10 protein-coding genes and 1 tRNA gene are annotated in these 11,891 nt (G+C 49.8%); 6 read left to right on the plus strand and 5 right to left on the minus strand.

What is annotated here, in order from left to right; genetic code table 11:
• Positions 1-9: 9 nt before the first annotated feature.
• The 4 genes from N6G83_RS44580 to N6G83_RS44595 all read right to left on the minus strand — a co-directional run bounded on the left by N6G83_RS44580 (position 10) and on the right by N6G83_RS44595 (position 2,078).
• A complete protein-coding gene (locus N6G83_RS44580) occupies positions 10-369 on the minus strand; it encodes an arsenic metallochaperone ArsD family protein (RefSeq protein WP_050135183.1) in 360 nt (119 codons plus the stop codon).
• A 75-nt stretch (positions 370-444) separates the two neighbouring features.
• Positions 445-990 carry a sigma-70 family RNA polymerase sigma factor gene (locus tag N6G83_RS44585; RefSeq protein WP_050135185.1) on the minus strand — a complete coding sequence of 182 codons (546 nt, stop codon included), beginning with the start codon at positions 988-990 and terminating at the stop codon, positions 445-447.
• Positions 991-997: 7 nt separating this feature from the next.
• Complete coding sequence (gene arsH, locus N6G83_RS44590) at positions 998-1,720, minus strand: arsenical resistance protein ArsH (RefSeq protein WP_050135186.1); 723 nt, start codon at positions 1,718-1,720, stop codon at positions 998-1,000.
• 64 nt (positions 1,721-1,784) lie between these two features.
• On the minus strand, positions 1,785-2,078 hold the full coding sequence (locus N6G83_RS44595) for an ArsR/SmtB family transcription factor (protein ID WP_050135222.1): 294 nt from the start codon (positions 2,076-2,078) through the stop codon (positions 1,785-1,787).
• Positions 2,079-2,386: 308 nt separating this feature from the next.
• Between N6G83_RS44595 and N6G83_RS44600 the strand changes: the two genes are divergently transcribed.
• Complete coding sequence (locus N6G83_RS44600) at positions 2,387-3,826, plus strand: TraI domain-containing protein (RefSeq protein WP_072077654.1); 1,440 nt, start codon at positions 2,387-2,389, stop codon at positions 3,824-3,826.
• An 18-nt stretch (positions 3,827-3,844) separates the two neighbouring features.
• A complete protein-coding gene (locus N6G83_RS44605; protein ID WP_050135188.1) occupies positions 3,845-4,828 on the plus strand; it encodes a tyrosine-type recombinase/integrase in 984 nt (327 codons plus the stop codon).
• Positions 4,829-5,070: 242 nt separating this feature from the next.
• Here the strand turns inward: N6G83_RS44605 and N6G83_RS44610 are convergent.
• Positions 5,071-5,146: transfer RNA gene (locus N6G83_RS44610), tRNA-Phe, on the minus strand.
• Between the two features lie 395 nt (positions 5,147-5,541).
• Here N6G83_RS44610 and N6G83_RS44615 point away from each other — a divergent pair.
• The 4 genes from N6G83_RS44615 to N6G83_RS44630 all read left to right on the plus strand — a co-directional run bounded on the left by N6G83_RS44615 (position 5,542) and on the right by N6G83_RS44630 (position 11,512).
• Complete coding sequence (locus N6G83_RS44615) at positions 5,542-6,723, plus strand: NupC/NupG family nucleoside CNT transporter (protein ID WP_211135962.1); 1,182 nt, start codon at positions 5,542-5,544, stop codon at positions 6,721-6,723.
• Between the two features lie 68 nt (positions 6,724-6,791).
• The gene (locus N6G83_RS44620; RefSeq protein WP_409529736.1) at positions 6,792-8,735 is read left to right on the plus strand and encodes a bifunctional 2',3'-cyclic-nucleotide 2'-phosphodiesterase/3'-nucleotidase; all 1,944 of its coding nucleotides are present in this window, start codon (positions 6,792-6,794) and stop codon (positions 8,733-8,735) included.
• A gap of 17 nt (positions 8,736-8,752) precedes the next feature.
• Positions 8,753-10,054, plus strand: a complete 1,302-nt coding sequence (locus N6G83_RS44625; protein ID WP_024528372.1) for a pyrimidine-nucleoside phosphorylase — start codon at positions 8,753-8,755, stop codon at positions 10,052-10,054.
• A 165-nt stretch (positions 10,055-10,219) separates the two neighbouring features.
• Positions 10,220-11,512 (plus strand): OprD family porin, encoded by a 1,293-nt coding sequence (locus N6G83_RS44630; RefSeq protein ID WP_260524178.1) that lies wholly within the window; start codon positions 10,220-10,222, stop codon positions 11,510-11,512.
• Positions 11,513-11,891 lie beyond the last annotated feature (379 nt).

The following is an 11,891-nucleotide window of genomic DNA, read 5'->3' on the forward strand; positions in this document are numbered from 1 at the left end:
TCTGGAACGTTATGGCATACGGGGGATAGAGCAACAGGATGGTTGCTTAGTGTCCGCTGAGTCCGCAGTCAACGGGGTATCTGTCCAGCGGGCAAAATCAGCTCGGGTAGGAAGACGGCCTGCCATAACTACATTTCCATCAAGCAGGGTTAATGGAAGGGAGTCTGCCCCAGAAGAATTTAGGAAAGATTTGACGACGGTGTTTTGCAGAAAGCTTTGCGGATTTTTTGACAGATTATGCCGAGTAACATCCAGCCCATTCTGCTTGCACCATTCCATATCCGTGCTGAAAGTGATGGCGTCCTGATTGACAACAACACTACTGGTTGCACAGCAGCCAGCCGGTTCAAAGATTTCAATTTTTGGCATTTTCTGATCCTCAATGTAGTAGTGGGTAGCCTTACATTGAGGTAAACGAATGGGGATAGAAAAGGATGCGTTTTTTCAGGAAATTTTTTTATGGCAACAGATTTGGGCCAACTCATCCAGCTCAATGGTACAGGTTTCCATCATTTGCTGCTTAAGGTGTTGCCTGGCGCGGAGTAACCGCGATTTAACCGCGGGAAGTGACAGATTTTTGTATGTTGCTACTTCTTTCTGGCTGTACTGATAGATATCGCAAAGTTCAATGAGTTCACGTTCTTCCTCATTGAGTGTTTGAAGCACCTCAGGCAAACATTCTGTCAATGACGTAATGGCCGGTGAATGTTCTTCTTGATACAGAAATGACTCTTGCAGTTCCTGAAATGGCTTGGCAGTTCTATGCGTATCAATTAATAAATTGCGGGCACAGGTATACAACCAGGCTCTGGGGTTCTGCATTTGGCAAAAGTTATCAGAAATCGATCTGGCTTTGAGAAAAAGCTCCTGCAATAAGTCGGACGCTAATTCGTTATCGCCAGTTCTTGCTCTCAAAAATTGGTGGAACTCAGCCTGATGCTGCGTCCAAAAGGTGGTCATGCAGTGATTAAACTGTTGAAGTGCCTCCATTGTCTGGCTAGATGCTCCCTTGATTGACGCGGGCAGACAGCGCCTCAGCACTTTCTTTACGCTCGCTGTAGCGATCGACAAGATAGTCAGAATTACTGCGAGTGAGTAGGGTGAATTTCATGAGTTCCTCCATCACATCGACGATACGATCATAATAGGACGAAGGTTTCATTCGGTCTTCATCATCAAATTCCTGCCAGGCTTTTGCTACAGAAGATTGATTGGGGATAGTGATCATCCTCATCCAACGCCCGAGGATACGCATTTGATTCACAGCGTTAAATGATTGGGAACCTCCACTGACTTGCATCACTGCCAGCGTTTTTCCCTGTGAGGGACGGACGGCACCGGTCGAAAGAGGTATCCAATCTATTTGAGCCTTCATGATCCCCGTCATCGCACCGTGACGCTCTGGTGAGCACCACACCATGCCTTCGGACCACATCACCAACTCACGTAACTCCATCACTTTAGGATGAGTATCGGGGGCATCGTCAGGTAGCGGTAATCCGGATGGATTAAAAATACGCACGTCCGCACCCATAGCTGTCAACAAACGTGCTGCTTCTTCCGTCGCGAGCCTGCTGTAAGAACGCTCCCGCACTGAGCCGTAGAGCATCAAGATACGTGGTGCATGATTGATTTTTTTACCGAAAAATCGATCTTCAGAAATACTCAAATCAAAGAGGGGCTTATCCACGTTATCCAATGTAGAAAGTAGGTCGCTCATCGTGTATTGCTTCTCCTCGCATTTTTTACTTCGAATTAAATAGAATAAATTCAGTGTATTGTGATTACTTGTCTTGATCGGCACAGCACTCTTCAACCAGGAAAGAGACGATTTGGTTGAGGACTTCGTATTGCGGAAGGCAATGCAGCGTACGGCCTTCACGACGTTGTTGCAGCAAACCGACCGACACTAGTGCAGAAATGTGATGACTCAATGTGGAGCCTGGAATGTCTAACCGTTTTTGCAGTTCACCAACGGGAAGCCCGCACTCTCCAGACCGGACAAGCGCTTTGTAAACGCTCAACCGGGTAGGGTGGCCCAACTCTTTCAGGGCGCTTGCGACGGCATCTAGTTCCATCATGACTCTCACTTTTTACATTTCCATATTTCGAGAATAACAGAAGTATTTGTTATCATGAAGCCCTTAGCTGACATTTTTTAATTGAATGTAGCTATGAAAAAATGAAGATAAATAACTTTTAAAGCGTGAGTTATGGTTCTTTGTTGCTGAGAAAAAGCATATCCATAAAATGGTAGGGTTAACTTATTGTAAGGATTTGATTGTGTTGATAAAAGATATTTTTTAGCGCGTTATTTCATCGCAAAAACGGTGTTAAGTAAGTTTGCTGAGACTGTTGCTAAACACACCTTATTGGAAGAATAGTCATGTTGAAATCACTCCTTAAACTTCTACCTACGGCGATCGGAAAGGGGGAGGCGAGAGTTGCTATCTCTGGCGCTAGTGTTCCTGATGGCTATCATGCACCTGAACAAGCAGCCAAACTTTTGGCTATATCACCGCGCCGTCAATGGCTGCAGATGTTGTGGGATTACTCGTCACTGCCAAAAAGTCTGTATCAGCAGTATTACCTGCAACCGCTGGAACACTGCGTCACGCTGATGCAGCAGTTCCCTGCCACGGAGAACGGCCATCATGCCTATCTGGGGGGGATGGTGGATCATCTGCTTGAAACAGTGGCCTATGCTGCCCGGCTATCAAAAAATTACCTGTTGCCGGTTGGGGCACAACCGGAAGATCAGGCCTCACAGAGTGCCGCCTGGAATGCGGTGATTGTCTATGCCGCCATGCTGCAGTCGCTCGACATGTTATGCCATATCGAAGTTGAGCTGGAAAGTGGACAGCGCTGGATGCCGCTTGGTGCCATGCCGGATGCACCTTACCGTTTTCGTTTCAAGCCTGTTGCTGATGCGATACGGGTGCAGAGCTTGGGCGCGATGCTGGCCTGGAAAGTCATCCCTGATGAGGTATTGATCTGGTTGAGTACTTGGCCGGAGGTGCTGAACACGTTGTCCCTGTATTTGACGGGATTTCGAAACGAATCAGGAATAGTCAATGCCATTGTCTCTGAAGCTATCTCTACATCAATAGGAAAAGGGGAACCTGCCATTGCTACTACGGCCTCAACCCCACAGGTTGCACCTGAAACGATAATGCCATTAGTGAATAGCTCTCTTCAGTCAGCATCTTCCCCGGAACTGGTTCCCTCTTTCCTACCTGGTGAGAGTCCTCTACCAGAAGGGCTTGCTTTCTCTCTCGACAGCGCTGTGCCTGATAGTGAAGCTGTCAAACCAGCTTCTCCTGAAGAAGATACTACGGGGGATTTATTGGCTGTCATGGGTTTTTCTGACCCCACTAATTTGGTGCAGGATGCGCAGGCATTATCGATGCATACGGCGATTGAATCAGGGGAAGACATCGCTCCTTCAGATCCAGAGGGGATTGGAGAACGTTTTTGGCGATGGTTGAGTGAAGGATGTTGCTCAGGGGATTTTGCAGTAAATACTGTCGATGCCAGGATTCATATTATTGCAGGTTATGTCTTTATTCGTGCGCCAAATATTTTTCACCAATTTTTATCGGAAAATCAGGGGCATTCCGAAGATAAAACTCATTTACAGAATGCCTTCGAACGATTAGGGAGACATCGACAGGATAAAGGCGTGATGTATACCTGCCATGTCTATCAAGATAAGGCCAGGGAAGGGCGATTCCAGAAAATGACAGGTTATCTTATCGTTGCCAAAAAACTGTATAAAGGCCATAACATTCCAGGGGATAACCCACTTGTGATGATAAAACCTTAGGAAATAGGGAGTTATGGCATGATGGATGTGACGTTTGAACAGTTGATGGAGCAGTATTTTTTCAGTAACTCTCTTCGGCCAGCGACGGAATGGAGTTACCGGAAAGTTGTTCGAACTTTTCAGAAGTACGCACAGCAATTGCCTGGTGATGTTAGCAATACATTGGTACTTGAATGGCGTAGGCATGTTCTTAAAGAACAGAAACTGGAGGCTTGTACCTGGAACAATAAAGTCACGCATATGCGAGCATTATTTAATTTTGGCATGAAGAAGGGATTACTATCCCACACGGAAAACCCCTTTAATAAGGCGGTTGTCCGGGTAGGGAAAAAGAAGAAAAAAACGCTTTCAAAGGGGCAGGTGAAAACAGTTTATCGATTGATGGATCAACATCATCAACAGGAGAGACTCTTTGCTCAATCGTATGCCATGAGCACTCGAGCCAATGCTTGCTATCCTGCCTGGTTTTGGCTGTCTGTACTGGATACGTTAAGTCATACCGGGATGCGTCAAAACCAACTTCTGCATGTACGGGTGTGCGATGTCAATCTGGAGGAGCGCTGGATCGATGTGATTTCCGAAGGTTCAAAAAATCACCGTGAATTCAAGGTTCCGATAACATCTATTTTATATCCGCGCTTAGAGGTCATTCTAGAACGCTCATTAGCGGCAGGTGCGGGATCAGGTGATCAGCTTTTCAATGTGAACCGTTTTGACCTGAAACGAAGAGCACAGCTTGCGGCAGGAAGTTACGACATAGACATGGGGATTTACCCCATAAGGGCTTTTTTTCGGCGTATTTCCAAGGAGTGCCGATTTGCTGTCAGCCCTCACCGTTTTCGGCACACGGTAGCGACCAACCTGATGAAATCCCCGGATCGTAATATTCAAGCCGTCAAACGTCTGTTGGGGCACTCCAGCTTACGGTCTACGTTGGAGTATATTGATGAAGATATTGATGCGTTACGTGAACTTCTGGAGCAGGAATGGGGAAAAGGGTGAGATGCTGAATACGAGTATCCCCTTGACACAATTTGACATTCGCCTATGGAAGCTGTAAAAATCGTACACGAAAGATCCCGCCTAGTGAGATAGGCGGGATCATCGAGAGCCTTTTTACAACAACCGGGTAATGGTATCACTGGATGAAACTTTCCAACCACACCTTCGGTTATCGTGTATCTGGACCCGCTTTAGAACCGGTCAATTTTTCATCCTGAATTATTGACAAGCGCTTCTGAATATGGTGCCCGGACTCGGAATCGAACCAAGGACACGGGGATTTTCAATCCCCTGCTCTACCGACTGAGCTATCCGGGCAACGGGGCGCATTAAACCGTATTTGGCCCTGTGTCGTCAATGGGTTTCTGTCACAAAGCCGAGCGATTGCTCTAATTTCAAGCAAGGGCAGGGCTACCTTCCTGCGCCAGCATTCTCCCTTCTCCCCCAAAACGCCCGACACCAGAGATCGAAAACTCACCCCCAACAATGTTTACCCCTGCCTATTCTCTAATCAAGTTAATGTTAGTAATAAGTGCAACATGTTACATGTATGTATTTTAAGGTTATTGTGATTTTTAAATGTGATCGATGTAACTTTAATAACATAATGTCTGTGTTATGTTTCGATAATAACATCATTAGTTCCCGGCAAACGTCAGGGTACAAGGCTCGGCAACGGAACGTAAAAGTTCACAGATAATTTTGGGGAAAAGATGAAATATATCATAGGGATAGTGTGTATTGTTACTATCTGTATTTTGGCGCTTTTAGTGAGCAACGATCGCAAAAACATTCGCTATCGTCCGATTTTCGTCATGCTGGCCTGCCAGTTTTTGATGACCGCACTGCTGCTTAAGACCGACGTAGGCAATAAAGTGATTGGCGTGATCGCCGGGGTATTTGGCAATTTGCTCTCCTATGCCAACGAAGGGGTTAACTTCGTCTTTGGTGGTTTGGTGAATCACGGCGAGATCTCTTTCTTCCTGTCCGTTTTGCTGCCCATCGTATTTATCTCCGCGCTGATCGGCATTCTGCAGCACTGGCGCATCTTGGGCTTTATCATCAAGTACATCGGCCTGGCGCTGAGCAAAGTCAACGGCATGGGGCGCTTAGAGTCCTATAACGCGGTGGCTTCGGCGATCCTCGGTCAGTCTGAAGTGTTCATCTCGGTGAAAAAACAGCTCGGCCTGCTGCCGGAGCATCGCCTGTATACGTTGTGTACCTCTGCCATGTCGACGGTCTCCATGGCGATTGTGGGCGCTTACATGGTGATGCTTGATCCGCGCTACGTGGTGACTGCCTTGGTGCTGAACCTGTTTGGTGGCTTTATCATGGCGTCGCTGATCAACCCTTATCAGGTCAAGCCTGAGGAAGACATTCTGGATGTCGTTGAAGGGGAGAAGCAGAGCTTCTTCGAAGTCCTGAGCGAATACATCCTCGATGGCTTCAAGGTAGCGATTATCGTTGGTGCGATGCTGATCGGCTTTATTGCGCTGATCACCATGGCTAACGCGCTATTCACCGCTGCATTTGGCATTTCCTTCCAAGGGGTATTGGGTTATGTGTTCTCACCACTGGCTTTCCTGGTGGGGGTGCCGTGGCACGAAGCGGTGCAGGCCGGTGGCCTGATGGCAACCAAGATCGTCAGCAACGAATTTGTTGCCATGCTCAACCTGTCACAGGGTAATTACAACTTCTCTGAACGTACCATGGCGATTATCTCGGTGTTCCTGGTGTCGTTCGCCAACTTCTCCTCTATCGGCATTATTGTCGGTGCCATCAAGGCGTTGGACTCCAAGCAAGGTAATGCCGCAGCCCGCTTTGGCCTGAAGCTGCTTTACGGCTCCACGCTGGTCAGCTTCCTGAACGCCGCCGTCGTAGGTTTCTTCTTTTAATTAGCTCAAGGCCACATCAAGAGGTTGTGGCCTGCTATCGCTATAACAATAAGGAATATGTGATGAAAATGACTTCTCCCCTCAAGCTATCGTTAGTGGCCCTGTTGGTTACAGGCGCTGCGCATGCCGCAACGGTGGATCTCCGTATCATGGAAACCACCGACGTTCACGGCAACATGATGGATTATGACTATTACAAAGATAAAGCCACCGCTCAGTACGGTTTGGTGAGAGCGGCCACCTTGATTGATGCTGCCCGCGCAGAAGCGACCAACAGCGTGCTGGTCGATAACGGCGATATCATCCAGGGTAGCCCGATGGCGGACTATGCCGCTGCCAACCTGAAGAAGGGCGATGTGCATCCGGTTTATCAGGCGATGAACACCCTCGATTATGCAGTCGGCAGCCTGGGCAACCACGAGTTCAACTACGGGCTGGATTACCTGAAAATGGCGATTAGCGGGGCCAAATTCCCGTACATCAACGCCAACGTCTATGACGCCAAGACCAACAAGCCTTATTTCAAACAGTACCTGATCGTGGACACGCCGGTAAAAGATACCGAGGGTAAAGAGCATAAGCTGCGCATCGGTTATATCGGCTTCGTACCGCCACAGATTGTGCTGTGGGACAAGGACAAGCTGTCGGGCAAGGTGGTCGCCAAAGATATTACCGAAACTGCCAGGGAACTGGTGCCACAGATGCGTAAAGAAGGGGCGGATATCGTGATTGCTATCGCCCACTCCGGCATCTCTGCCGATCCTTACAAGGCGCTGGCAGAAAATTCGGTCTACTACCTCACGCAGGTTCCAGGCATCGATGCCATTACCTTTGGCCACTCTCACGGTATTTTCCCAAGCAAGGATTTCGCCGCTATTCCTGGGGTAGATCTTGAAAAGGGTACGGTTAATGGCGTACCCGCAGTCATGCCGGGCCACTGGGCGGATAACCTGGGGGTGATCGACCTGGTGCTGGAAGGGGAAACCAATAAGTGGAAGGTGGTCTCCAGCCGTGCAGAAGCCCGCCCAATTTTTGATAAGAAGAATGACAAATCGCTGGTCGAGGCCAAGGCTACGCTGGTGAAAACGCTGGAACAGGCGCATAACGACACCCGTGAATTCGTTAACAAGCCGATTGGCACCATTGCCGAAGACACCAATACCTATCTGTCATTAGTGCAGGACTCCTCGGCCATCCAGATCATCCGTGCGGCGCAGAAAGCCTACGTTGAACACTTTATTCAGGGCGATCCGGATCTGGCTGAAATCCCGGTTCTTTCTGCTGCGGCACCGTTCAAGGCGGGTGGCAGGAAGAACGACCCGGCGGCCTTCGTTGATATGCGTAAAGGGCCTCTGAGCTTCCGTAACGCGGCCGATCTTTACCAGTATTCCAACACGCTGGCGGCAGTGAAAGTGAAAGGCAGCGATCTGAAAGAGTGGTTGGAGTGCTCTGCGGGCATGTACAACCAGATCGACGTGAAAAGCGATAAGCCACAGTCACTGCTCAACTGGAACGGTTTCCGGGCCTACAACTTCGATATGTTTGACGATCTGAGCTATCAGATCGACGTGACCCAGCCTGCGCGTTATGACGTGGATTGCAACGTGATCAATCCACAGGCCCAGCGTATCAAGTCGCTGACCTATAAAGGTAAGCCGGTGGTAGCAGACGCGCCATTCCTGGTTGCCGTGAACAATTACCGGGCATTTACCGGCAAATTCGCCGGCACGGGTGAAAAAAATATCGTTATCTCCTCGCCGGATGAAGTGCGCACTATCGTGGCCAACTACATCTCCGAGCAGACCAAACAGCATGGCGCATATAAGCCAGAGGTAAAAAACAACTGGCGGATCGCGCAAATTACTGCGGATAAGCCGTTGGATATCCGCATCGAGACCTCACCAAGCCAGAATGCGGCTGATTACATCAAACAGTCCGCACAGCATCCAATGACGCTGGTAGGAAAAGACGATATCGGCTTTGCCGTTTACAAGATCGACTTACAGAAATAAAGATCCGGGGAATGACAATGAGAATGGTTGATATCATCGCCAAAAAGCGCGATGGAAAAGAGCTGACTACGCAAGAGATCGAGTTTTTTGTTAACGGCTACACCCGGGGAGATATTCCGGATTACCAGGCCAGTGCGCTGGCGATGGCGATCTTCTTTCAGGATATGAACGACCGTGAGCGTGCCGATCTGACGATGTCGATGGTGAACTCCGGTGACGTAATCGATCTCTCGGCGATCGAAGGCGTCAAGGTAGACAAACACTCCACCGGCGGCGTGGGTGATACCACCACGCTGGTGCTGGCACCGCTGGTAGCGGCGCTGGATATCCCGGTGGCGAAGATGTCTGGCCGTGGCCTGGGGCATACCGGCGGCACTATCGATAAGTTGGAAGCGGTGGCCGGTTTCCATGTGGAAATCTCCAGCAAACAGTTTATCGAGCTGGTGAACCGCGACAAGGTGGCAGTGATTGGCCAGACCGGTAACCTGACCCCGGCGGATAAGAAGCTGTATGCGCTGCGTGATGTGACCGGTACGGTGAACTCCATTCCGCTGATCGCCGGTTCGATCATGAGCAAGAAGATTGCGGCGGGTGCCGATGCCATCGTGTTGGACGTGAAAACCGGTGCCGGTGCGTTTATGAAAACCACTGAAGATGCCGTCGAGTTGGCCACGGCGATGGTGCGCATTGGTAACCACGTGGGCCGTAATACCATGGCGGTGATCTCCGATATGTCGCAGCCCTTGGGCTACGCCATCGGTAATGCGCTGGAAGTGAAGGAAGCCATCGATACGCTGCGTGGCGAAGGCCCGGAAGATCTGACCGAACTGGTCATGCAGTTGGGTAGCCAAATGGTCGTGCTGGCGAAGAAGGCCGATTCGTTACCGGCTGCGCGCGCCATGCTGCAAGAGGTGATTGATAACGGCAAGGCGTTGGCCAAGTTCCGTGACTTCCTGGCCAACCAGGGCGGCGATGCTTCAATGGTGGATCATCCAGAGAAGCTGCCGCAGGCTAAATACCTGATTGAGGTTCCGGCCAAGCAGGCGGGTGTGGTAGCCAATATTGTGGCCGATGAAATCGGCGTGGCAGCCATGTTGCTCGGTGCCGGTCGTGCCACCAAGGAAGATGACATCGATCTGGCCGTGGGCCTGATGATGCATAAAAAAGTCGGCGATCGGGTCGCCATCGGTGACTCACTGGTGACGATCCATGCCAACCGCCCGGATGTGGCGAACGTCATGGCGAAAATCTATGACAGCATCACCCTTGCCGATAAGGCGCAAGCACCAAAACTGATCCATACCATTATTACAGAATAATAATATTAGCCGTGTTTCACCCTGGTTGCGGGGTGAAACATTTCCAACATTATCTAGAAATCATTTAATTAAAATAGTTCTGGGTGAGTAGATAGAAAACGGGATTTTTCTATGTATCAAATCAATAAATTTAAAATAAAAAAGCCTCTTGCATTGTTTGCACTGATGTTCTCTTTACCCCTCAGCGCAGAGGAAATAAAGGTAAGCGATCATCTCTTCTCAAGTTTTATTAATGATAGTCACGCAGATCTTTCTTTCCGTAACGTGTTTAAAAATTTAAGCACCGAGGATTATGGGGAACGCTCCATCCAAACGGCCTGGGGGCAGGGGATCACGCTTGATTATCAGTCCGGCTATTTTGCAGATATATTGGGAGTAGATGCTTCTTATTATGGCGTGATTAAGCTGGCCGCCAGCGATGATTTCTGGGGCCGTAGCGTGTTGTATAACGACAACGGCCAGGCGAAAGGTTTCAACAAGATGGGTCAGCTCTACCTGAAAGGGCGTTTGGGTGATGATGACACCTATCTGCACCTTTATTCCGGTTGGCAGCAGATTAAAAAATGGGGCGCACTTAACAACTCCACGCGCGCTATTCCAAGTACCTACCTGGGATTGCGTGGTGAAGCGGCTACCGGGCCAGTACGGGTACGAGGTGCTTATGTGACCCGTTATAGCGACAGGGATTCTCCGGATAAGATCCATTTCCTCACTGCGGATAAAAAGGAGATCAGCAGCATTGCGACGGGTGAATTGAGCTATAGCGATCACGGCTATAGCGCACTCTATTTCCTGGGTGAAAGCCATAACTATATGCAACGCCACGGGGTGGAACTGGGGTGGCAACCGGCGTCATGGGCGGAAAATCGCCTCAAGTTTGCCAGCCAGGTGTATTACAACCATGGTCTGCAAGATTGGACCCGCATGTCCACCCGTCACAAGACGTTCGATGACGATGCCTACCATTATGCGATGTACGCCGAATGGCGCGCCGAGCGTTGGAAGCACAAGGTTGGGGCTTCATACACCCGTGCCTCACTCGATAATGGCAACGGGTTAGGGCGCTTTGAGTGGCACCTGGCCAAGCACAGCCGCGGCACCTTTAACTCCATGGCCGACAGTTGGGGTAACGACTATGTGGGCGATAAGGAAAAGATGCTGGCCTGGACCTTCGGCTATGCCGTTACGCCAGAGGTTGAGCTGGGGATGGTCACCAACTATGGCTGGGGGATGAAGTACCGAGGCCATAGCATTGAGCGTGGTGAAACCCTGGTTTTCTCCCGCTGGACGCCGTCACAGCCTGCACTGAAAAACCTGGCAGTGCAGCTGTCCGGTGGCCCATCCTGGAACTACCAGAGCCAGAGCAACCAGCCGAAGCTGACCTCGGATGGCAAGCCGATGCGCGCTCAGAACCACTCGATCGAACTGCAGGTGGATTACAAGTTCAACCTGTTCTAATCAACGCCTGCCTGGCCGTGTGGGGAAACCCACACGGTATCAATAAATAATTATGCATTAATAGTAACTATTAACCGGCTTGAACCCTCGAAAAAAACGTGTAATCATTGCGCGAATTCCCCACTTCATCACAGAGGAGTACAGGCATGACGGGTTTAACCACCTCAGCGCAGCTGCGCTCCAGACGTCTGATGATGCCATCACTCCATGTATCCTTAACGCCATTTATGCGAACACCGCTGCCCGTTATGCGGTAAAGCTAGCCAATGCTCGCTGTTAGGCATGATTAAAAATAGAGCTGCGGCTCTGATTTTACTGATGTCTATCGGACGCTGCCGATCCCAGTCCCCGATAGTTGTCTGATGCCTACCCGCATCGG

The sequence above is a fragment of the Serratia sp. PL7 genome (assembly GCF_945957435.1).

What these genes read in the sequence shown, in the direction of transcription:
- N6G83_RS44615 (WP_211135962.1), top strand. Translation starts at nt 5,542, where the DNA reads ATGAAATATATCATAGGGATAGTGTGTATTGTTACTATCTGTATTTTG.
- N6G83_RS44630 (WP_260524178.1), top strand. Translation starts at nt 10,220, where the DNA reads ATGTTCTCTTTACCCCTCAGCGCAGAGGAAATAAAGGTAAGCGATCAT.
- N6G83_RS44625 (WP_024528372.1), top strand. Translation starts at nt 8,753, where the DNA reads ATGAGAATGGTTGATATCATCGCCAAAAAGCGCGATGGAAAAGAGCTG.
- N6G83_RS44600 (WP_072077654.1), top strand. Translation starts at nt 2,387, where the DNA reads ATGTTGAAATCACTCCTTAAACTTCTACCTACGGCGATCGGAAAGGGG.
- N6G83_RS44595 (WP_050135222.1), bottom strand. Translation starts at nt 2,078, where the DNA reads ATGGAACTAGATGCCGTCGCAAGCGCCCTGAAAGAGTTGGGCCACCCT.
- N6G83_RS44580 (WP_050135183.1), bottom strand. Translation starts at nt 369, where the DNA reads ATGCCAAAAATTGAAATCTTTGAACCGGCTGGCTGCTGTGCAACCAGT.
- N6G83_RS44605 (WP_050135188.1), top strand. Translation starts at nt 3,845, where the DNA reads ATGATGGATGTGACGTTTGAACAGTTGATGGAGCAGTATTTTTTCAGT.
- N6G83_RS44585 (WP_050135185.1), bottom strand. Translation starts at nt 990, where the DNA reads ATGGAGGCACTTCAACAGTTTAATCACTGCATGACCACCTTTTGGACG.
- arsH (WP_050135186.1), bottom strand. Translation starts at nt 1,720, where the DNA reads ATGAGCGACCTACTTTCTACATTGGATAACGTGGATAAGCCCCTCTTT.
- N6G83_RS44620 (WP_409529736.1), top strand. Translation starts at nt 6,792, where the DNA reads ATGACTTCTCCCCTCAAGCTATCGTTAGTGGCCCTGTTGGTTACAGGC.